Origin of the sequence: Caballeronia sp. LZ001 (genome assembly GCF_031450875.1) — a bacterium.
GTDB lineage: Bacteria > Pseudomonadota > Gammaproteobacteria > Burkholderiales > Burkholderiaceae > Caballeronia.
The window spans coordinates 1857564-1879365 of sequence record NZ_JARTVX010000004.1; the positions used below are offsets into that span (position 1 = coordinate 1857564).

14 protein-coding genes and 3 pseudogenes are annotated in these 21802 nt (G+C 62.8%); 15 read left to right on the forward strand and 2 right to left on the reverse strand.

The features are described 5' to 3' along the window. Positions 1-190 precede the first annotated feature (190 nt). From P9292_RS19440 to P9292_RS19455, 4 genes and pseudogenes are all read left to right on the forward strand, one after another. The gene (locus P9292_RS19440) at positions 191-1288 is read left to right on the forward strand and encodes an ABC transporter ATP-binding protein (protein ID WP_250493222.1); all 1098 of its coding nucleotides are present in this window, start codon (positions 191-193) and stop codon (positions 1286-1288) included. Positions 1289-1395: 107 nt separating this feature from the next. Continuing rightward, a pseudogene (locus tag P9292_RS19445) lies at positions 1396-2410 on the forward strand (extracellular solute-binding protein). Between the two features lie 87 nt (positions 2411-2497). Next, positions 2498-3769 (forward strand): ABC transporter permease subunit, encoded by a 1272-nt coding sequence (locus P9292_RS19450; RefSeq protein ID WP_250526590.1) that lies wholly within the window; start codon positions 2498-2500, stop codon positions 3767-3769. Positions 3770-3772: 3 nt separating this feature from the next. Next, positions 3773-4612: an ABC transporter permease gene (locus P9292_RS19455; protein ID WP_309960844.1), complete on the forward strand. Its 840-nt coding sequence runs from the start codon at positions 3773-3775 to the stop codon at positions 4610-4612. A gap of 360 nt (positions 4613-4972) precedes the next feature. Here the strand turns inward: P9292_RS19455 and P9292_RS43200 are convergent, their stop codons facing one another. Continuing rightward, a complete protein-coding gene (locus P9292_RS43200) occupies positions 4973-5164 on the reverse strand; it encodes a 2-oxo acid dehydrogenase subunit E2 (protein WP_409015178.1) in 192 nt (63 codons plus the stop codon). Between the two features lie 320 nt (positions 5165-5484). On the opposite strand from P9292_RS43200, the gene P9292_RS19465 reads away from it, so the two are divergent. Then, positions 5485-5958: a DUF3331 domain-containing protein gene (locus tag P9292_RS19465; RefSeq protein ID WP_250466687.1), complete on the forward strand. Its 474-nt coding sequence runs from the start codon at positions 5485-5487 to the stop codon at positions 5956-5958. A gap of 91 nt (positions 5959-6049) precedes the next feature. On the opposite strand, the gene P9292_RS19470 is transcribed toward P9292_RS19465, so the two are convergent. Next, positions 6050-6664 (reverse strand): NAD(P)-dependent oxidoreductase, encoded by a 615-nt coding sequence (locus tag P9292_RS19470; protein WP_309960846.1) that lies wholly within the window; start codon positions 6662-6664, stop codon positions 6050-6052. A gap of 433 nt (positions 6665-7097) precedes the next feature. On the opposite strand from P9292_RS19470, the gene P9292_RS19475 reads away from it, so the two are divergent. The 10 genes and pseudogenes from P9292_RS19475 to P9292_RS19520 all read left to right on the forward strand — a co-directional run bounded on the left by P9292_RS19475 (position 7098) and on the right by P9292_RS19520 (position 21790). Continuing rightward, positions 7098-7295 carry a hypothetical protein gene (locus tag P9292_RS19475; RefSeq protein WP_244828575.1) on the forward strand — a complete coding sequence of 66 codons (198 nt, stop codon included), beginning with the start codon at positions 7098-7100 and terminating at the stop codon, positions 7293-7295. Positions 7296-7901: 606 nt separating this feature from the next. Then, complete coding sequence (gene bcsD / locus P9292_RS19480) at positions 7902-8360, forward strand: cellulose biosynthesis protein BcsD (RefSeq protein WP_309849447.1); 459 nt, start codon at positions 7902-7904, stop codon at positions 8358-8360. Positions 8361-8517: 157 nt separating this feature from the next. After that, on the forward strand, positions 8518-9378 hold the full coding sequence (bcsP, locus tag P9292_RS19485; protein WP_309960848.1) for a cellulose biosynthesis protein BcsP: 861 nt from the start codon (positions 8518-8520) through the stop codon (positions 9376-9378). Continuing rightward, a complete protein-coding gene (gene bcsQ, locus P9292_RS19490) occupies positions 9375-10160 on the forward strand; it encodes a cellulose biosynthesis protein BcsQ (protein WP_309960850.1) in 786 nt (261 codons plus the stop codon). Before bcsP ends, bcsQ begins: the two co-directional genes overlap by 4 nt. Continuing rightward, complete coding sequence (gene bcsA / locus P9292_RS19495; RefSeq protein ID WP_244828583.1) at positions 10157-12373, forward strand: UDP-forming cellulose synthase catalytic subunit; 2217 nt, start codon at positions 10157-10159, stop codon at positions 12371-12373. Before bcsQ ends, bcsA begins: the two co-directional genes overlap by 4 nt. A gap of 10 nt (positions 12374-12383) precedes the next feature. Then, a pseudogene (gene bcsB, locus P9292_RS19500) lies at positions 12384-14865 on the forward strand (cellulose biosynthesis cyclic di-GMP-binding regulatory protein BcsB). A gap of 1 nt (position 14866) precedes the next feature. After that, positions 14867-16018: a cellulose synthase complex periplasmic endoglucanase BcsZ gene (gene bcsZ / locus P9292_RS19505; protein ID WP_244828587.1), complete on the forward strand. Its 1152-nt coding sequence runs from the start codon at positions 14867-14869 to the stop codon at positions 16016-16018. Further along, positions 16018-20836: pseudogene (locus P9292_RS19510) on the forward strand (cellulose synthase subunit BcsC-related outer membrane protein). The gene bcsZ and the pseudogene P9292_RS19510 overlap by 1 nt, the downstream one beginning before the upstream one ends. A gap of 195 nt (positions 20837-21031) precedes the next feature. Then, positions 21032-21367 (forward strand): host attachment protein, encoded by a 336-nt coding sequence (locus tag P9292_RS19515; RefSeq protein WP_244828591.1) that lies wholly within the window; start codon positions 21032-21034, stop codon positions 21365-21367. Between the two features lie 144 nt (positions 21368-21511). Continuing rightward, positions 21512-21790, forward strand: a complete 279-nt coding sequence (locus P9292_RS19520) for a hypothetical protein (protein WP_250526584.1) — start codon at positions 21512-21514, stop codon at positions 21788-21790. The last annotated feature ends 12 nt before the right edge of the window (positions 21791-21802 follow it).

Here is a 21802-nt window from a genome sequence, read left to right on the forward strand (position 1 = left end):
CGCCAGAAGGCAAAGTGGTTCCAAGTTGAATATTGAAATGGCTCCACATTGTAGAACCGTCACGGGCTATAGTCATCGCAGGCAGTGGAAGAATTTCCGAGCGCCGCAAAGGCGCCGGTCAGGCGCCGTAGAGGCTTCATACAGGCCGCTCCCAGCTACAACGCATCGATTTCCGAAGGAGACACGGAAGATGAAATCCGATCAGGTGATCGTCAGTTTTCGCGGCGTTAGAAAGACTTATGACGGGGAAACCCTAGTCGTCAAATCGCTCGACCTCGACATCTACCAGGGCGAATTCCTCACGCTGCTCGGGCCATCGGGTTCGGGCAAGACCACTTGCCTGATGATGCTCGCTGGCTTCGAATTCCCGACTGGCGGCGAGATCTGGCTAGACGGCAAGTTGCTCAACAAGGTGCCGCCGCATAAGCGCGACATCGGCATGGTGTTTCAGAACTACGCCTTGTTTCCACATCTTTCCGTGCAGCAGAACGTGGAATATCCGCTGACGGTTCGCAAGATGTCCGCCGAGGAACGCGCGCATCGCGTCGACAACGCACTCAGGATGGTGCGCATGGAGAGCTTCGCGAAACGTTACCCGGCGCAATTGTCGGGCGGTCAGCAGCAGCGCATCGCGCTCGCGCGCGCGCTCGTATTCGAGCCCAAGCTCGTGCTGATGGACGAGCCGCTCGGCGCGCTCGACAAGCAACTGCGCGAGCACATGCAGTACGAACTGAAGTCGTTGCACGAGAAGCTCGGCGTGACCTTCGTATATGTCACGCACGATCAGGGCGAAGCGCTCACCATGTCGGACCGCGTCGCGGTATTCGACAAAGGCATCGTGCAGCAACTCGATACCGTGGACCATCTCTACGAAGCGCCGTGCAACGAGTTCGTCGCCAACTTCATCGGCGATAGCAACCGCTTGCGCGGCACCATCGAGCAAACACAAGGCGAGTTCTGCGATATCCGCCTAGCCGACGGCACGCGGCTTTCCGGGCTGAATGTCGCGAAGGCGAAGGCGGGTGCGTCGGCTATTGCCTGCATCCGGCCGGAGCGCATGAAGCTCGCGGCCATCCGCGAACAGAACCATGCGACACATAACGCGCTCGCTGGCGAGGCCAAGAGCCTCATCTATTTCGGCGATCACGTACGCATGCGCTGCGGCGTGCGCGAACAGGACGAATGCTTCGTGAAAGTGCCACTCGGCAATGCGTTGCTCGATACCTTCACGCCCGGCGCGCCCGTCGCGCTTGAATTCGCTCCCGAGCATTTGCGCGTGTTTGCCTAAAGCGGCGCGCTTCATCGCTTTTGCTTTGTCTACTCGCAAGTCCACTGCTAACACCAAGCCAAAAAGGAAGAGAGGAAACCACCATGAAGAAGTTCGCACTGTGCTCCATGGCGTCGGCGGCGCTCGTGTGCATGTCGGGCGCATCCGCATTCGCGGCGGAACTGACCGTCGTCAATTTCGGCGGCGCGAACGGCGATGCGCAAAAGGCCGCATTCAATCAGCCTTACGAAAAATCATCGAGTAACAAGGTCACGGCCGTCGAATACAACGGCGAGCAGGCCAAGGTCAAAGCGATGGTCGAAGCGAAGCACGTCAACTGGGATGTCGTCGAAGTCGAATCGGGCGATCTGGGACGCGGCTGCGACGAAGGTCTCTACGAAAAGCTGGACTGGTCGAAGATCGCTAAGAAGTCGGAACTCGTCACCGAATCGCCGCAAACTTGCGGAGCCGGCTTCTTCGTCTGGTCGACGGCGCTCGCCTATAACGCCGACAAGCTCAAGGGCGCGCCGCGGCTGGGCAGACTTCTGGGACACGAAGAAATTCCCCGGCAAACGCGGCATGCGCAAGGGTGCGCGCTACAACCTCGAATTCGCGCTGATGGCCGACGGCGTCCCGCCGAAGGATGTCTACAAGGTGCTCGGCACGAAAGCCGGCGCCGATCGTGCGTTCAAGAAGCTCGAAGAACTGAAGCCGAATATCCAGTGGTGGGAAGCGGGCGCGCAGCCGCCGCAATTCCTCGTCGCGGGCGATGTCGTGATGTCGACGGCCTATAACGGACGTATCGATGCCGCGCGCAAGGAAGGCAAGAATCTGAAGGTCGTCTGGAACGGCAGCATTTACGACCTCGATTACTGGGCCATTCCGAAGGGATCGCCGAACAAGGATGTCGCGACGCAGTACATCGCGTATTCGGTGTCGCAGCAGCCGCAGGAAACGTACGCGAAGAACATCGCCTATGGTCCGGTGAACAAGGCGGCCATCGCGGCGCTCGATCCGAAGATCCAGGCCGACATGCCGAATTCGCCCGCCAACGCGAAGAATGCCGTGCTGCAGGACATGGCGTTCTGGACCGATCACGGCGACGAGCTCGAACAGCGCTTCACGGCGTGGTCGTCGAAGTAAGCGTTTTTTGGTGAAAGCACGGCTGCGTTTCGTGCAATGCGAACCGCAGCCAACGCCAAGCCTTTGCATGGATAGGAGACAGAAAGCGTGAACACCTTGACGATCGCCGCGGACGACACGCGCGAATCGAGCGCGCGACTCAAGCGCGAACTGAAGCTCGTCGATGCGAAAAAGCGCGCAATGGCGCTCGCGCTGATTGCGCCGCTCGCCATTTTTCTGTTCCTGATCTTCGTGGTGCCAATCGGTGCGCTGCTCACGCGCGCCGTGCAGAACCCCGAAGTCGCGAACGCGCTGCCGCACACGGGCGCGGCGCTCGCAAACTGGGATCGCAAAACCGCGCCGCCCGATGCCGCTTATGCCGCGCTCGCGCAAGATCTCACCGCGATACAGGACGGCGAATCGATGGGCGCGCTCGCTCGCCGGCTCAACACCGAGATTCCGGGCTATCGCTCGCTGGTTGCAAAAACTGCCCGCGCGATGCCGCTCGCCGCAGACGACGGCACGTCGCTCGCCGCACCGCAGATTCGCGCGAAGATCGTCGAACTCGACGAGCGCTGGAACGATCCCGCGTATTGGCAGGCAATCGCGAAAAACGCCGGTCGATATTCGCCGTTTTATTTGCTCGCTTCGCTGGATCACCGGCAGGACGGTTTCGGTGACATCGAGCATGCAGGTCCGGATCAATCCATCTATTTGAATGTCTTTGGACGCACGTTCGTGATCGGCGTCGCGGTGACGTTTTTCGCGCTGCTGCTCGGTTATCCGCTCGCGTACTGGATTTCCACGCTGCCCGCGCGCCGTGCCAATCTCGTGATGGTGCTCGTGCTGATTCCGTTCTGGACCTCCGTGCTGGTGCGTGTCGCCGCGTGGATCGTGCTGTTGCAAAGCGAAGGGCTCGTCAACAAGGCGCTGCTCGCGAGCGGGCTGATTGGTTCGCCGCTCGCGCTGCTGTTCAATCGCGTGGGCGTTTATATCTCGATGACGCACATTCTTCTGCCCTTCATGATCTTGCCGCTCTATAGCGTGATGAAGTCCGTGCCGCCGACTTATCAGCGCGCGGCTGTTTCGCTCGGCAGTCATCCGTTCGCGGCGTTCTGGCGCGTGTATGTGCCGCAGACTTATCCAGGCATCGGGGCCGGCGTGCTGCTGGTGTTTATCTTGGCGATTGGTTACTACATCACGCCGGCGCTTCTCGGCGGGCCGAACGACCAGATGGTCAGCTACTACATCGCGTATTTCACGAACGTAACGATCAACTGGGGCATGGCTTGCGCGCTCGGCGCGCTGCTGCTTGCCGCGACGCTCGTGCTTTATGTCGTCTACGGTCGATTCACGCGCTCGAACGTAAGCCTGGGGTAAGACATGAAACTCGCCAAACCGATGTTCGCGCCGCATACGTCCGCTATCGAGCGCATCTGGTATTTCGCTTTGCGCATCATTTGCGTGCTGACGTTGCTCTATCTAATTCTGCCGGTACTTGCCATCGTGCCGCTTTCGTTTTCGTCGAGCACGTTTCTCGTCTATCCCATTCCGGGCTATTCGATGCGCTGGTATCACAATCTCGTCATGTCGGACGAGTGGCGCATGGCGGCAAAGAACAGCTTTATCGTCGCGCCCTCGGCAACGCTCGTCGCGACTATTCTTGGAACGCTCGCGGCGGTTGGATTGACGAAGGCGAATTTCGCCGGCAAGAGCGTGCTCATGGCCGTCCTCATTTCGCCGATGATCGTGCCGGTGATCGTCGTCGGCGTCGGCATGTATTTGTTCTTTGCGCCGCTCGGCATCGCCAACACATATTTTGGGTTAATTCTGGCGCATGCGGCGTTGGGCGTGCCGTTCGTCGTGACCACGGTTGCGGCGACCTTGCAAAACTTCAACATGAATCTCGTGCGGGCGAGTCAGTCGCTTGGCGCAAGTCCGCTGCGGACGTTTTTTCGCGTGACGCTGCCGGTCATTGCGCCGGGCGTGATTTCGGGTGCGTTGTTCGCGTTCGCGACATCGTTCGATGAAGTGGTCGTCACGCTGTTTCTCGCTGGCGCCGATCAGACGACGCTACCGCGTCAGATGTTCACGGGCATCCGCGAGAACATCAGCCCGACGATCGCCGCGTTGGCCACGATTCTGATCGTGTTTTCGACGAGTTTATTGCTGGCGCTGGAGTGGTTGCGGGGTCGTGCGGCGGCGCGTGCGGTTGCGGAGTGATGATCTGCAAGCGGTCCGAGATGGCTCGCCAGATCGAGGCAAAGCATTACCGGCTGAGGCTTCGAGTGGGGCCTCGGCCGCGAAAAGCACTGCAATGCGATATCGCCGAACTCCGTATTTTCAGGTTTCGGTCGGCGATAAGCGAGAGTTCGGTGTGCTTCTATGAATGTCGACGCTTTATCCGCAATGTTTTCGCTGCTACGCCAGTCCGCAAGCGTGCCCACGGTTGGCGTGAGGCGCTTGCGGGCTGCGCCTTCGATTGGGCCCGCGACCGCCGAACGACATGCAGTTTGCTAACGCTGAACGCCTTTCCGCCGAGGCGCTGCTTGTAGATACTTCATTCATCGCGCGGCAACTGACTCACAGCGCGCGTGAAAATGTGACACGATGGTCGTGCGACAGCGACAACGGCAACGTGAGACGCGGCACGCACTGCTTGCGTCCCACGCCGGCTTCATTGCGCCACGCCACAGACCCAAAGATGGCCACTTCCGGCGTGTTGACGCTTCGCCGACCGTCAGATAAAGCTGTCGCTTTCCGGCAGATTCGCATTTAGCGCGACGCGTGGAAGCGCGTGCCCGGCGCATCGTCGCTTCCGGGACGAAGGACGCGTAAAGCGCCCGCTTACCCGCTTGCCTCATTGCTATGTCGGCCAATTAAGCCGCCAAGGCCGCCACTTCGGAAAACGATCGTACAATACCGGCGGTCCGCGATCGCAAACGTCCGGCGCTCAAACCCATATCCAGCAAGCCTTCGCTTCGCCAGCGCGCGATTATTCGCGGCAACGGGACAGTGTTTTCACCGATGCACTATTTATCGGAATATGCTTAATAGCGTACGTTCTAGGTCGAGTCAAAGCCTGGAACAATGCCATGACAGCTTTTTCGAAAATTGCAGACCCGTGGTCACAGACGGTTCACCTGCTCGAGGCCGCGCCGCATGACGCCGCCCACACCAGCCCCTCGCAAAAAACCGCGCGTATCGAAGATAGTTTCCTCGACCGCCTGACGCGCGACTGGAACCGCGCGCACCCGCATCCGCGCCCGTCGGATGACCGCCTGCCTTTCCCACAGGCAGTCGTGCGCGTGATCGAGCGGCCGTCCAGCGCGACGGCGCTCGTCTACTGGTCGGACCCAGGTACCTGCCACTATGGTTATCAAGGTTGGCGCGCGACGACGGCGAGCGCCGAAGGCATCTGCTCGCTCTCGGGGATGCCGATTCATCGCGGCGATCAGGTGTATCGCCCGTCACAGCGCGATCCGAAACCGCAGAATGCCTCCGCGATGATTCTCGCCGCAGCCATGCCGGCCAACAGCGAGGAAGTCGAATGCGACGTGCACGACTAAGCTGACCGCTCGGTCGCGCAGCGACGACGGCGACGGGTTCCGGCACCCCAGGGTGTCGGGATCGTTGCCGCCTTGCGTCTATTGGTTGCTGTCAGTAACCGACGGTGAAACGCTGCTTGATATGCGCTCCGCTCTCGAATTCATCGAGAAACGCGATGGCAAAGTCAGCGAAAGAGATCCAGCTTCGGCCATTGTTATCGACGAGCAATTCGTCCACGCCGATACGGAATTTGCGCGTGCGCGGACCGTCGACGAATTCCGCCGACGGTGAAACGAACGTCCATTCGAGTTCGCGCTCGCGACGCAGCGCGTCGAGAAATGCCGCGCCCGCGGCTGCCTCTGAACGGTACATTTCCGGGAAATCGGGCAGATCCAACACGCGCTGGCCTGGCCCGACATAAAGGCTCGCCGCGCCGCCCACCACGAGCAAGCGCCTGACGCCCGCGCGTCGAAGCGGCTCGGTGATCGCACTCTCCGACAATGAAGCGAAATGCGCGGCGCTGAAGACGGCATCGTGACCGGCGACGGCTTCGCTTAGCGCGGCCGCATCCGATGCGTCTACATTCTTCGCGGTGACTTCAGGACGCTTGGCGATCTCCGACGTGTTGCGTTCAAGCGCCGTCACCGTGTGTCCGCGCCGCAACGCTTCCTCCAGCAACTTGCTGCCGGCATGTCCGGTCGCGCCAATGATCGCTATTTTGCTCATTGTTGGTTCTCCTTTGTGACACCGCTTTCGCCGGCGATCGAGCCTGCGTTTAACTTACCCCACTTCGCAATAAATCGCTCATTCGCAAGGCGTTTCGCAACGATTCTTCATCATAGTCGCGTCACACGGCGATCTCGTTTTTCGCCGCGTGTTTAGCTACATTTTTCTCGCTAAAAAGGACGCAAGTTTCGAGCCGAAAAACAGATTTGCAAGACAATTCAGAACATGCTTCGTCATAATCAGAACGCACATTCACACGAGCGCGTCGCCCTTACACTGTAGGGCCCCGTGCTCTTGGGAACATGCAACTGCAGCGGTCATCGGCGCACCGCGCGAAGCACGCTCATCGAGAGCTTCCATCGATTCGTCAATTTGTCATGTCATTGGTTTATATTGCATTTCCTCGCCGCTCCATTACCGGAAGGAGTTAATCGTGAAGAATCCGCAATTACAGGGTGCCATCGAAGGACGCGACAATCCGTCTGGCGAAACCGCCTACGAGTCGCTTCCGGTCAGTGCCGCGCCCGAAGAGTCCGCCGACGAAAACGGTTATTCCGATGCGCTAGACATTCCGCTCGACTACGGCATCGTCATGGATGCAGTTCGAGACGCAGTGCGCGCAAATCCGTGATCGTTGATTGGCCAAGAAAAAAACGCCCCGCTCGGGGCGTTTTTTTTCGCCTGTTGCGCCTTAGAGGCTTGCGTTGAGCCGCGTCGTAATCGGTCACATTGACCGAAATCAATTCAATCTACAGACATTTTTAATTGCCTCGAAACACTAATGTCAGACAAAAAGATGCATTTTGTCTCAACGCAATTAATAAGAGGATTAACCATTCCTGTGATTGTCAATCCGTATGAATCAGGCCTGACTTTTGTCGTTTGATAATATTAACAAGATGGTACACTCTCGCGTCCGCGACCGCAGAGCCATAGCGGGCGGGCCTCCGCCCGAGCCTGTCTAAATTTTGTCAATAAGGGCAGGTTTATTCGAATGCTCGAACTAAGCCGCAATCGCATGCCTATTCGCTCAATGCGATAAAAAAATGCGCTGATAGTCTTTCCACTGGCGAAAAAAAACCCAGTGGGATACCTTCAGACGTGTGTTATCGACTGGACAAACCACCGGATCGGTGCTCTCTCGCGCAGTTAAACAGTCGCAGCGTTCCAGGTAAAAAGAACCGACGACATTGCAAGAATTCTTGCAGACTCCCTTAGGCCATTCTGAACGGCAACCATGTCAGCTACTTTCGATTACCTCTTCGACCACACGATTTCCAGGCAATGGCGTGGATTTCTTGGCGCGCTTGCCGAGGAGTTCGAAGCGCAGATCGGTCGTGCGGAACTTCGACAGTTGATGCATCGAGTCGGCAGCCGATTCGCCGATGCCCGGCCGCTTCCTCAATGCGATTCGACCGCCGACCTCGCACACGCGCTGAATGTTTTGTGGCGTGATTCGGAATGGGGCTTCGTCGAATTAGCCGACGAGCGCGAGTATCTGAGCATCGTTCACTACTGCGCGCCGTTGCCGGCGTTCGGAGAAAGCGCGCTTGCATGGACACCGGCTTTTCTCGAAGGCGCGTATCAGCACTGGTTGAGCGGTTTGGGCGCGCAAGGGCTTGCTATTTCCCAGGCAAGCGAATTGAGCAGTGAGGGTGCAGTCGAGTTCCGGCTCGCGCGCGCCGCAACGAGATAAGCGACGCAACTGAAGCGGCGCTGCAAGGATTCAATCAATTTCAACGACCGCCGTTAAATAGGAAGGCAACGGCGATATCGACTGTCCATGCAACGGACAGCGCCAAAAATATTGCATCAGGCCAGTTCGACGCAAGGCACGACGAGGATGCGGCAACATGAATACATCACGCGACATCGAAAAGCTGTTCGATCATTTCGGCGGCAATGCAGGCGACTACCAGGAAATCGGCCGCGAAAACGAGGCCAGGAATGCCCGCACGCGCTGGCCGCTCCTGGCCACGCTCGATTTCGCGCAACCGGCCATCCCGGAAATCGCGCCGCGTCGTGATGTGCAGGCGAGTCCGGTGCACAAGCGCGAGTTTGCGGCACAAGCGGATACCGACCGTGCCACGGCCGCGCCCACGCCAATGCCGATCAATCGCGCCAAGCCGCCGCTTTTCGCGCGTGCGCATCGCCGCACGATTCCGCCCGTCACGCCGCCCGCCGCGCTCGATTCGCTGAGCGCCTTGCGCTTTTCGGCGCTCGCCGACGCCGCGCCGGTTGCCGTCGAGGCGAAGCCCGAAAGCGCGGCACCGATTCCCGATTCCGCTCCAGCGCCTGTCTTTGCGCGTCCGAGCGCGCCGGCGCGGTTTTCGGCGTCGCCCTTAGCGTCTGAACAGGGGAACGCTGGTGCCGTGACACCTCCGGCCATTCTTGCGGCGGAAGCGAGCGGCAGCATCAAAACCGCTTCGAACTCCCTTGCTCAGGAAGGCGCCTCGACCTTCCGCGCACGCGAAATACCCGCCGCGCTCGACCCGGCTGTGCAAACCCGCACCGGCCCGCGCGAACAGGAAAGCACCGCGCCTTCCATTCTCGGCAAGCTCTTCAAGCCACAAGAGCCACAAGCACCGCAAGCCGCCGAAGGCTCGCTCACCGCGATGTTCGACCGCCTGCGCCAACCGAGCCCGTCATCCGGCGCATCCGATGCCGCGCAGCCGAACCGCGCCCTCTTCGCTGCCCGCCTCACACGCTCATGAAAGTCATCACGGTAGTTTCCGCGAAAGGCGGCGTCGGCAAGACCACACTCGCCGCGAACCTCGCCTCGGTGCTCGCCGCGCGCCATCGCCGCGTGATCGTCGTCGATCTCGATCCGCAAAACGCGCTGCGCTTGCACTTCGGCATTCCGCTCGACAGCATCGACGGCATTTCGCGTGCAACGCTCGCGGGCGACCCGTGGCAGACCGTGATGTTCGATGGCGTCGACGGCGTCACCGTGCTGCCCTACGGCGCGGTGCTGGAAGACGATCGCCGCCGCTTCGAGGCGCTCGTCGACCAGGACCCCGCGTGGCTCGCGCGCTCGCTCGAATCGCTTGCGCTCGATATCAACGACATCGTTATCGTCGATACCCCGCCGGGCTCGTCGGTCTATACGCGCACCGCGCTGTGCGCCGCGAACTTCGCGCTCAACGTCGTGCTCGCGGATGCCGCTTCCTACGCCGCGATTCCCGGCATGGAGCGCATGATCGACGCCTACGCCGCGCCGCGTCAGGACTTCGGCGGACAGGGCTACGTGGTGAATCAGGTTGACCAATCGCGCCAGTTGAGCAAGGACGTGCTCAAGGTCTTGCGCAACATGCTCGGCACGAAGCTCTTTCCGGGCGTGATCCATCAGGACGAAGGCGTCTCCGAGTCGCTTGCGTGCGACACGACACTCATCCACTACGACCCGCTCTCGCAAGCCGCCGCCGATTTGCGCGCGTGCGGCGACTGGCTTCTCGCCACCGTCGATTCCATGGCCGCTTCGAGGAACGTCGCATGAGCTCCGCCAAGATTCCCTCGCAGGAAACGGAAGTCAGCGTCGCCACGTCGCGGCTGGAACGTTTCGTCGATGCGCGCATCTGGGGCAGCCGCATCCTCACGGTGTTGCTCACGCTGTTCGCGCTGTTCTCGCTCTACTTCGTGGTGACGGTGCCGCTCGCGTTCGGTCAGCAGCTCGCTTTCGCAACCGTTTGCTTTGCCTGCGCGCTCGGCTTCCGGCGTCTGCAAGGCCAGTACGCGACGCTCGTCATGATCATGTTGTCGGTCGTATCGTCGGGACGCTACATGTTCTGGCGTCTGACCGAGACGACCTACTGGGAGCGTCCGCTCGACGCCGCGTGGGGCCTGTTGCTCGTCGCAGCCGAGGTCTACGCCACGCTCGTGCTGCTGCTCGGCTACTTCCAGACCGCATGGCCGCTCAAGCGCAAGCCGCTGCCGCTGCCCGCCGATCGCAACGACTGGCCGACCGTCGACGTCTTCATTCCGACTTATAACGAACCGCTTTCGGTGGTGAAGCCGACCATCTACGCGGCGCTCGCGCTCGACTATCCGACCGACAAGATCGCGATCCACGTGCTCGACGACGGCCGCCGTCCCGAGTTCAAGGCGTTCTGCGAGGAAGTGGGCGTCAACTGGACGATCCGCACGCATAACCGCCACGCGAAGGCCGGCAACATCAACGAAGCGCTCAAGATCACGAAGGGCGAATACCTCGCCATCTTCGATTGCGATCACATTCCGACGCGCTCGTTCCTGCAAATCTGCCTCGGCTGGTTTTTGCGCGACAAGCTCATGTCGATGCTGCAGACGCCGCACCATTTCTTCTCGCCCGATCCGTTCGAGCGCAATCTCGGCACGTTCCGCAAGGTGCCGAACGAAGGCGAACTGTTCTACGGTCTCGTGCAGGACGGCAACGACCTGTGGAACGCGACGTTCTTCTGCGGCTCGTGCGCCGTGCTGCGCCGCTCGATGGTCGAAGAGATCGGCGGCATTGCGGTCGAGACCGTGACGGAAGACGCGCATACCGCGCTCAAGCTGCATCGGCTGGGCTATACCACGGCGTATCTCGCGATTCCGCAGGCAGCCGGACTCGCCACGGAAAGTCTTTCGGGCCACATCGGTCAGCGCATTCGCTGGGCGCGCGGCATGACGCAGATTTTCCGGATCGACAATCCGCTCACCGGCAAGGGCTTGAAGCTCGGCCAGCGGCTGTGTTATCTCAATGGCATGCTGCACTTTTTCTATGGCGTGCCGCGTCTCGTGTTCCTTACCGCGCCGCTCTCGTATCTGTTCTTCGGCGCGCACGTGATCGAGGCGGCGGCGGGCACCATCGCCATCTTCGCGCTGCCGCACATGATGCACGCGAGCATCACCAATTCGCGCATGCAGCGTTCGTTCCGCCATTCGTTCTGGGCCGAAGTGTATGAGTCGGTGCTGGCGTCGTACATCACGGCGCCGACGCTGCTGGCCGTCATCAACCCGAAGCTCGGCAAGTTCAACGTCACGGCCAAGGGCGGCCAGATCGCGAAGGATTACTTCGACTGGGGCATCTCGCGTCCGTATCTGTTCTTGTTGCTGCTGAACCTGCTCGGCTTCATCGCGGGCGTGGTGCATATCGTCATCAACTGGCATATCCGCAGCGAAGTGCAGACCACCGTGCTGAATCTCTGCTGGACCGTCTACAACATGCTGATTCTCGGCGCGAGCGTGGCGGCGGCTAGCGAGCGGCGTCAGGTGCGCAGCACGCATCGCGTGACGATGAAGATGCCCGTCATGCTCAAGTTCTCGACGGGGCGCACGCTGGCTTGCGAGACCATCGACTATTCGGAAGGCGGCGTCGGCGTAAAGCTGCCGAACGACATCGAAGTGCCGATGCACGAACGCGTCACCGTCTCGCTCTTTCGAGGCGACGAGGAATACGCATTCCCGGCCACGGTCGGCTTCACGGCGAAGGGCCGCGTTGGCCTGCGCTTCTCGCAACTCACGCGCGAGCAGGAATACGACTTCGTGAAAACCACTTTTGCGCGCGCGGACGCGTGGACCGGCTGGTCCGAAGGACGCCGCCCCGATACGCCGCTGCGCGGCCTTTCGCACGTGCTGCTGGTAGGCACGCGCGGTATCGCGGGGCTTTTCGAGCATCTCTACAGCGACCTTCGGACCTGGACGAGCAAGCGTTCAGTCGACATGAAGAAGCTGAACACCAAAGACCAATAAAGGCACCGGCATGGCGAAGTTGCGTGTTGATCACGATGCGGGCGAGCGCGCGCCGCGTTTTTGCGAACGCCCGCTGGTGCGGGCGCTGGCGTTCCTCGCGGCACTGCAGACCGCGCTTGCCGGCCCTGCTCGCGTCCATCGCGGCAGCGGCGGATGCCGTCGCGGCCAACGGTGCGCCGACGCAGCAGGCCACCGGCGTCGGCAGCGTGCCCGCGCCAAGCCCGGCCGTGATCTACAACTCCGCGACGATCGTCCAGCCCGCGCTCGCCATGCCGGTTCCCGCGTTCTCCGGCAAGCCGTCCTCGCCGCTCGCCGCGCGTCTTCCGACTACCGCCGATCCGGGCACGCTCGTTCCCGGCGGCCGTCGTCAGACGCTTACCTTCGTGGACCTCGGCGCGCAGGACCCGCTGCAAATGCGCGGCACCGATGGCCAGAACGGCGTGGCGTTTTCCGTGCGCGGCGACGAAGTCGTGACGGCCGCGGTCCTGCATCTGATCTATAGCTATTCGCCGTCGCTGTTGCCGTCCATCTCGCAATTGAAGGTGCTCGTCAACGGCGAAGTCGCGGCGACCCTGCCCGTGCCGCGCGATCAGGCCGGCACGCTCGTGGCGCGCGATATCGCCATCGATCCGCGCTTCATCACCGAGTTCAATCACCTCAACGTTCAGCTGATCGGCCATTACACGCAGCAGTGCGAGGACCCGTCGAATTCGACGCTGTGGGCGACGGTCAGCAACGCGAGTTCGCTCGATCTCACTTATGCGTCGCTTGCCAGCAAGCCCGATCTCGCCGCGCTGCCCGCGCCGTTCTTCGACCGGCGCGACGTGCGTCGCCTGGAACTGCCGTTTGTCTTCGCGGGCAAGCCGAGCCTGCCCGCGCTCGAAGCGGCGGGCACCGTGGCGTCGTACTTCGGCTCGCTCGCGGGCTATCGCGGCGCGATCTTCCCGGCACAGTCCGATAACGTCCCGCTCGCGGGCAACGCCGTCGTGTTTGCCACCGGCGATACGAAAATCGCGGGCGTCGATCTGCCGCCGGTTTCCGGTCCGACCATTGCGGTCGTCGAACGCGATGCCGCCGCGCGCGGCCGCTTGCTGCTCGTGATGGGACGCGACGACAACGAGTTGAAGACCGCCGCGAAAGCGCTGGGTGTCGGTCGCAACGCGTTCTCCGGCACGAGCGCGACGATCACGCAATTCGCCGATCTGCAACCGCGCCGCCCCTACGATGCGCCGAACTGGCTGCCGTCCGACCGCGCCGTGCGTTTCGGTGAATTGGCCGAAGCGCAGGATCTGACCGCGCGCGGTTACGACGCCGACGCCGTGCGCGTGAACCTGCGTGTGCCGCCTGATCTCTTCATGTGGCAGACCAAGGGCGTGCCGGTCGATCTGAGCTATCGCTACACCGTGCGTCCGGCGCCGGACCGTTCGTCGCTCAATATCAGCGTGAACAATGGCTTCGTGCAGTCGCTGCGCATCCCGGCGGTATCGACTTCGACGTTCGATCTCGGCCAGTACTTCAGCCGCGTGATGCCGGACAAGACCGTGGCCGCGCGCCGCGAGGTTTATCTGCCGCCGCTTCTGATCTCGCCGCGCGCGCAGTTGCGCATGCACTTTTACTACGACATTCCGAAGACCGGCGAATGCACCGGCCGTCTGCTCGATAACGTCGTCGGCGCCATCGATCCGAATTCGACCATCGATCTTTCGAGCTTCCCGCATTACATGGCGCTGCCCGATCTGGCCGCGTTCGCCAACGGCGGTTTCCCGTTCACGCGCATGGCCGACTTGTCGCAGACGGCGGTCGTGCTGCCGAACGATCCGAACTCGGCGGACTACAGTCTCTTTCTGCTGGAGATGGGCCGCATGGGGGCGTCGACGGGTTATCCGGTCACGGGCGTCACGGTGACGAGCGCGAACGATGTCGACCGCTTCGCCGACAAGGACTTGCTGGTCCTCGGCTCGCCGGGCCGCCAGCCGCTTCTGCAACGCTGGGCGAAGAACATGCCCTTTTCCGGCGACGGCGACGCGCGCACCTTCCAGCTGAGCGATGTCGCGTTCAAGCTGGTCGACTGGTGGCATGGCGAGCATGGCCCGGAACGTTCTCCGGCGCGCGCCGATCTGTCGCTCGTGAGCTCCAACGGCGACGCGCTTCTCACCGGCTTCGAGTCGCCGTTGAAGAGCGGGCGCAGCGCGGTGGCGCTCATCAGCGCGGCGGGACAGTCGGATGCGGATTTGTCCGCCGCCCTGCTCGACAACGACTTGTTGCCATCCATTCAAGGCGCGATGGCGGTGATTCACGGCCGCACGGTCGCGGTCACGTCCAACGGCGAAGCCTATTACGTCGGCCAGCTTTCGCCCATGCACTACATGCGCTGGGCCTTGTCCGCGCATCCGGTGCTGCTGGTGTTTTCCGCCGTGATCGCCGCGCTCATCATCGCTGCCGTCTTTTATCGTGCGCTGCGCTCGCTCGCCGCGCGGCGTCTGAGGGACTGACATGCGGGGTTCAATTTCGAAGGCCGCCGTCGCGGGTGTTCTTGCCGGCGCGGCGTTGAGTTCACAAGCTGCACAGCAATGCGAATGGCCGGCGTATCGGTTGTTCGTCGAGCGCGTCGTGCAGGCTGATGGCAGAGTCGTCGACCATTCCACCGACGCGCAGCAGACCACCTCAGAAGGCCAGTCCTACGCTCTCTTCTTCGCGCTGGTCGCCAACGACCGCGCGACTTTCGACCGTCTGCTCGACTGGACGCGCGCCAATCTGGCCGGCAATCAGTTCGATGCGAACAACGTGCGTCTGCCTTCGTGGCAATGGGGCAAGAAGCCGGACGGCAGCTATGGCGTGATGGACCCGAACTCGGCATCGGATTCGGACTTGTGGATTGCATACGACTTGCTGCAAGCCGGACGGCTGTGGAAGGAGCCGGCTTATACGAAGCTCGGCCAGGCGCTCGCGGCGCAGATCGCCAAGCAGGAAGTGGTCGATCTGCCGGGCCTCGGGCCGATGCTGCTGCCCGGTCCGCAAGGCTTTCGCACGGGCGATGTCACGCGTCTGAACCCGAGCTATCTGCCGCTGCCGCTCCTGCGCGCATTGGCTCGCGACATGCCCGACGGCCCGTGGGCGAAGCTCGCGCAAAGCGCCGCGCGCATGATCAAGATCACCGCGCCGCGCGGCTATGCGCCCGACTGGGCGGCGTATCAAACGAGTCAGAACGGCCAGTTCGTGGTCGATCCAAAAAGCGGCGATACCGGCAGCTACGACGCGATCCGCGTCTATCTTTGGGCCGGCATGACGGCAGCGGGCGATCCGCTCGCGAAGCCCTGGCTCGACGCGCTCGGCGGCATGCGCCAGAGCGTGGCGCAGACGGGATTTCCGCCGGAGAAGGTTTCTTCGACGACCGGTACGGCCAGCGGCGAAGGCCCGCTCTCGTATTGGGGCGCGCTCGCGCCATACTTCAAGGCGCTGAACGACCAGCACGGCCTGGGCCTCGCGCGCACGCATCTCGAAGCACTCGTCGCGCCGCCGGGCGCGGGCCGCGAACCGGTGTATTACGACCGCGTGCTCGGTCTCTTCGGTGGCGGCTTTGTCGAAGGCCGCTATCGCTTCGACGAATCCGGCCGTCTCGTGCCGAACTGGAGAAGCGCATGCTGATGCGGGCCAGACAACGTACCTTGGCCATCCGCATCGCGGCATTGTTCGCGGCGGCGGCGCCGGCCATCGCCATCGCGCAGACGAGTGCCGATCCGCTCAACGTGTTGATCGACCAGGGCAAATACTGGCAGTCGCACAAGCGCGGCGACCTCGCGGAGCAGGCGTGGCAGAAGGTGCTGCGCCTCGACCCGAAGCAGCCCGATGCGCTCTTCGGCATGGGCATGGTGCTCGCCGATCGCAAGGACGGCAGCGGCGCGCAGCAGTATCTCGCGCAACTGCGTCAGGTCGCGCCGAACTATCCGAACATCGACGATCTGGGGCGGCGGCTCGGCGAAACCAGCGCGCGCGATCAGACCGTCAACGACGCGCGCCGTCTCGCGCAGAGCGGACAGAGCGCGTCGGCGGTGCAGGAATACAAGCGTGCCATCGGAGGCAAGCCCGCGACGCCCGAACTTCAGCTCGAGTATTACCAGGCGCTCGCCGCGACGCCGCAAGGCTGGGACGAAGCGCGACGCGGCCTCGAACAACTCGCGCGCCAGAACGCCGACGATCCGCGCTACACCCTCGCCTATGCGCAGCATCTGACGTATCGCGATTCGACGCGGCGCGATGGCATCGCCCGGCTGGCGGCGTTGTCGAACGACAGCACGGTCGGCGCGCAGGCGAAGAAGAGCTGGCGGCAGGCGCTGCTGTGGCTCGGCGCGCGCGCATCGGACGCACCGCTGTTTCAGGCGTATCTGCAAGGTTCGCCCGACGATGCCGCCGTCAAGGCGCGTTTCGATTCGATGGTGCTGCAGGACAAGGAAGCACGCGAACGCGCGCAGGCGGGCGCAGTCGTCGATGCACGCGGTCGCACTGTCGCAGAAGGTTTCGCTGCCGTGGATCGCGGCGATCTGGTCGCGGCGCAGGCGCGTTTCTCGTCGGTGCTCGCAAGCGATCAGAACGATGCCGACGCGCTCGGCGGCCTCGGCGTCATCGCGCTGAAACAGGAGCGTTTCGCGGAAGCGCGCAGCTATCTCGAACGCGCGTCGCGGGCCGGGCAATCCGGCGCGCTGGAAGGACGCGCTGACGAGCGCGACGTACTGGACCTATACGAGCGATGCCATCGGCGCACGCAGCAACGGCGAGATCGCGAAGGCCAAAGCGCTCTTCGAACGCGCCATCGCGACGAGTCCCGCCGATGTCACCGCGCAGACGCTGCTCGGCGAAATGCTGCTCGCGAATGGCGATCCGAAGGGCGCGGAAGCGGCGTACCGCATGGCGTTGCGGCGTCAGGCGGACAATCCCGATGCCATTCGCGGACTCGTCGGCGCGCTCGCGGCGCAGGGGCGCGGCGATGAAGCGCTCGAATTCGCCAACAAGCTGAACTCGGAGCAACAGGCGAAAGCCGGCGGCATCAACAAGCTGCGTGGCGATGCGCAAGCCGCGCAGGCACGCGCCGCCGAAGCACGCGGCGATCTGGGTACGGCGCGCAGTCTCTTCGAGGACGCGCTGCTCAATAGCCCCGACGATCCGTGGCTTAGGCTCGACCTCGCGCGCATTTACGTGCGTCAGGGCGCGGTCGGCAATGCGCGCAGCATGATGGACGGCTTGCTCGCGGCGCACCCCGACATGACCGACGCGCTCTACGCGAGCGCCCTTCTGTCCGCCGAAACACAGGACTGGTCGACGGGTCTATCTCAACTGGACCGGATTCCTGCCGCGCAGCGCACGCCGGCGATGGGCGCGTTGCAGCATCGTCTTTGGGTGCATCAGCAGACCGAACTCGCGACGCGCGCCGCCGCGGCCGGTCAGCGCCAGCAGGCCTATGCGATTCTGCGTCGCGCCGAGCCGCTTGCTGCCGGCAACGCGGAACTGACGGGCGCGGTAGCGTCGGCGTATCTGAAAGCGGGCGATGCATCGCGCGCACTCTCGCTCACGCGCGGCGCGATCGCCAATTCGCCGAACGATCCCGGTCTCTTGCTGCAATACGCGGGCATTCTCTCGCAGACCCAGCAGGACGCCGAACTCGGTTCCGTGATGCGCCGGCTGCAGTCGATGCCGCTCACCGCGCAGCAACGCGCCGACTTCAACAATCTGAACGTCGGAATCGTGATCGCGCGGGCGGACAACGTGCGCCAGAGCGGCAATCTCGCGGCGGCTTACGACGTGATCGCACCTTGGCTCGCCGCGATGCCCGACAACGCCGACTTGCAGGCCGCGCTCGGCCGCATGTACACCTCGGCGGGCGACGACCGCAGCGCGCTCAACTGCTATCGAACTGCGCTCGCGCGCCGTCCGGACGACGTGAATCTGCAAGCCGCCGCAATGTCGGCCGCCACCGGCGTGCTCGATTTCAAGCTGGCGGAGACGCTCGCCAAACAGGCGTACGACACCGCGCCGAACGATCCGGGCGTGCTTGCATCGATCGGGAGGATGTATCGGGCAGAAGGCAAGCTCGATCTCGCCGCGCAGTTCCTGCAGCGCTCGCTGCTTGCGGCCAATACGCCGCTCGCGCCTGCTCCCGGTCAGCCAGCGAGCAACCTGCCGCGCGACTGGCAGACCGCGATGAGCCGTATCGGCACGATGCCGTTGCCGGGCACCAATCCATTCGAAGGCAAGACCGCCGTCGATACGGCGCCGTCCGCGCTTGCCGCCGGATCGAACGCGTTTCCGGGGTATCGCCAGAACATCACACCGACTTATTCGCAGCCCGTGCCGAACTATTTGCCGCCTCCTCAGACCGTGCCTTATTCCGCGCCTTATGTGAGTCCTTATAACGGCGCGCCGGGGGCGCCTGCCAATGTGCCTCGTCCGGTTGCGGGCGGTGGGTATGGCGGTGCGGCGGATGGGTCGGGGGAGTCGGGTGGCGGGGTCGTCCCTGTCAGGGTGCCGCGTCCGGTCGAGGGCGGCTATGGTCCCGACAGTTATGGCTCGGGGCAATCCGGTGCGCCGTTGCAGCCGTACCCGGGACAGGATCAGGGCGCGGGTGGCGCGCAGCAGGCTTATCCGGGTCAGCAGACTCAGTATGCGCAGCCGGCTTCGTATCCTCAGCAAGCGCAGTACGCGCAACCCGCTTCATATCCGCAACAAGGTCAATACGCGCAGCCCGCGCCGTATCCGCAGCAAGCGCTGATGTATCAAGGCGCGCCGTCTGCCGCTCAGGACGCGTATAACAGTTCGCCCTGGCCGATGTCGCCCGCGGCGCAAGCCGCGCAGTCGGAAGCTTATGCGCCGCAAAGCGCGAGCACTCGGGCGGGTACATCGACGGCGAAGCGCTCGGCATCGCGTAAAGCCGCCAACGCGCCGCAGCAGCAGTACGCGCAGGCGTCGTATGGTCAGCAGGCTTATGCGCAGCAAGGCTATCCGCAGCAGCAATATCAGCCGCCGTATCAGCAAGCGTATCCGCAGCAAGCTTATGCGCAGCAGCAATATCAGCAGCCCTACCCGCAGCAACAGTATCCGCAACAGCAATATCAACAACCCTATCCACCGCAATACGCCCAGCAACAGTACGTGCCGCAACCACCCGCCGGTTATCCGCAGCCGTATTATCCGCAAGCCGCGCAAGCCGGGCAGCGCGCCGCGTCCGCCGCCACGATGAACACAGGCGGCATGCCCGCGCCCGTCGCGAATCCGCAGACGGCAGGCGTCGCCGATGAACTCGCGCAGATCGAGCGGGAACAGGCCAGCACGGTGTCGGGCGGGATCATCTTCCGCAATCGAAACGGCGAGGACGGTCTCTCGAACCTCACCGATATCGAAGCGCCCATCGAAGGCCGCATCAAGGCCGGCAACGGCCACGTGATCGTGCGCGCGACGCCCGTCACGCTCGACGCCGGCACCGCCAGCAGCGAGCAGAACACGCTCGCGCGCTTCGGCTCCGGCATCAACGCGATCGCTCCGGCCGCCGGCAACCAGTACGGCTCTCAGACGGCGACCGGCGTGGGACTCGCGGTCGGTTACGAGAACCGCAACTTCAAGGGCGACGTCGGCACGACGCCGCTCGGCTTTCGCGAGACCAACGTCGTCGGCGGTTTGCAGTATCAGAACGCCATCACCGATAAAGTCTCGTACTCGCTCGCCGTCGCACGACGCGCGGTCACGGACAGCCTGCTGTCCTATGCCGGCGCGCGCGATCAGCTTGCGGGCGCGACCTGGGGCGGCGTGACATCGAGCGGTGCGCGCGGCGACCTCGCCTGGGACGACGGCACGAGCGGTGTCTATGTCAACGCGATGTACCAGTTCCTCGACGGCAAGAACGTCGCCACGAACAACGCGGTCAAGGGCGGCGGCGGTGTGTACACGCGCATCATCAAGGACGCGGATCAGGCGCTGACCATCGGCGCGAATACCACCTTGATGCACTACGACAAAAACCTTTCGTACTTCACCTACGGACAAGGCGGCTACTTCAGTCCGCAGCAGTACGTCATTCTCAACTTTCCGGTCGAATACATGGGCCGCACCGGGCTTTTCACATACGACCTGAAGGGCTCGATCGGCGTGCAGCATTATCGGCAGGACGCGTCGAACTACTTCCCGACGGAGCCGAATTATCAGGCGGCGTTCGCGGCGGCCAACCTTGCACCGGATGCCGGCGCGGTCTATCCGAGTCAGAGCAAGACGGGCGTGTCCTACTCGCTCAACGCGACGGGCGAATACCAGCTTGCGCCGCAACTCGCCATCGGCGCGACGGCTTCGTTCGGCAACGCGTATCAGTATCGCGAATGGCTCGCTGCCGTGTACGTTCGATACAGCTTCACGCGGCAAACCAGCGTGCAGCCGCTCTTCCCGCCGCAGGCTTTCAGCTCGCCGTATTTGTCGTTCGCGAATTGATGCGGACTCGACGCCATGCGCCTACGTTGCGGTGCATGGCGCATCGAAATTGCATGACGCTGCCTCACATCGTTGCTCCTCCTGGAACCCGCCGCGCGCTTTGCTGCACTGCGTGACAGACATGTCTGACGACGCGCGAGAGAAAGCGCACAATGTCGGGACTTCGCGCTCAAGGCCGCGAGGAGGAGGAGCAACATGACCGCCATCACCTGGGTTCTGGCCGCCGATGACAGCCGTGCCCGGATCTTCGAAACCAGAGGGCTCAAGCTTGACCTCAGGCAAATCGAGGAGCTTCGTAACCCGGCGCCTCGCGCCCCGCAGTCCAATGAACGCGACCGGCAATTCGCCCGAACCGTTGCCGAAATGCTCGAACGCAGCCGTGTGAATCATCGCTTCGATCGCTTGCGGCTGGCAGTGGAACCGCGTTTTCTCGGCACCTTGCGTGAGTATCTGAGCATCGAGATTCAAAAGCTCGTCCATGAAGATGCCAGCGAAGACTCAGCCGGCATGAGCGCGCGCCGCCCCTTCTGACGGCGCGCGCTCATGCCGACATCTGTGAACAAATGTTGAAAGTCCTTACAACGGCATACTAAGGGTCAACGAAAGACCCAAGCGCACGTTGATTCCGCAACGCGAGCCATCCGGCTTGCGGTCATGGAATCAGGAGCGCTTTAAATGAAGAAGATTTTCGCCGCGATCGTCATGGCTTCGCTGTCGCTGAGCGCGTTCGCCGCGCACGACAAGCACGACAAGCACGACAAGCATGAAAAGCACGAGTACCGTCACGAAGAGCGTCACGACGAACGCCGCGTCGATTCGCGTCGTCACGACGAACGCCGTCCGGACGCACGCCGTCGGGACGAGCTTCACGCCGACAACCGCGGCATGGAGCAGAATCGCGACCACGAGCACGCGCCGATGCAAGCACCGGAACACGGCGCTTTCCCGCACTAAGCCGTAACGGCA

Excerpts from the sequence above, each read along its gene's own strand:
- bcsA (WP_244828583.1), top strand. The coding sequence starts at position 10,157 with ATGAGCTCCGCCAAGATTCCCTCGCAGGAAACGGAAGTCAGCGTCGCC.
- P9292_RS19470 (WP_309960846.1), bottom strand. The coding sequence starts at position 6,664 with ATGAGCAAAATAGCGATCATTGGCGCGACCGGACATGCCGGCAGCAAG.
- P9292_RS19515 (WP_244828591.1), top strand. The coding sequence starts at position 21,032 with ATGACCGCCATCACCTGGGTTCTGGCCGCCGATGACAGCCGTGCCCGG.
- bcsP (WP_309960848.1), top strand. The coding sequence starts at position 8,518 with ATGAATACATCACGCGACATCGAAAAGCTGTTCGATCATTTCGGCGGC.
- P9292_RS19440 (WP_250493222.1), top strand. The coding sequence starts at position 191 with ATGAAATCCGATCAGGTGATCGTCAGTTTTCGCGGCGTTAGAAAGACT.
- bcsZ (WP_244828587.1), top strand. The coding sequence starts at position 14,867 with ATGCGGGGTTCAATTTCGAAGGCCGCCGTCGCGGGTGTTCTTGCCGGC.
- bcsQ (WP_309960850.1), top strand. The coding sequence starts at position 9,375 with ATGAAAGTCATCACGGTAGTTTCCGCGAAAGGCGGCGTCGGCAAGACC.
- P9292_RS19455 (WP_309960844.1), top strand. The coding sequence starts at position 3,773 with ATGAAACTCGCCAAACCGATGTTCGCGCCGCATACGTCCGCTATCGAG.
- bcsD (WP_309849447.1), top strand. The coding sequence starts at position 7,902 with ATGTCAGCTACTTTCGATTACCTCTTCGACCACACGATTTCCAGGCAA.
- P9292_RS43200 (WP_409015178.1), bottom strand. The coding sequence starts at position 5,164 with ATGCGAATCTGCCGGAAAGCGACAGCTTTATCTGACGGTCGGCGAAGC.
- P9292_RS19520 (WP_250526584.1), top strand. The coding sequence starts at position 21,512 with ATGAAGAAGATTTTCGCCGCGATCGTCATGGCTTCGCTGTCGCTGAGC.
- P9292_RS19465 (WP_250466687.1), top strand. The coding sequence starts at position 5,485 with ATGACAGCTTTTTCGAAAATTGCAGACCCGTGGTCACAGACGGTTCAC.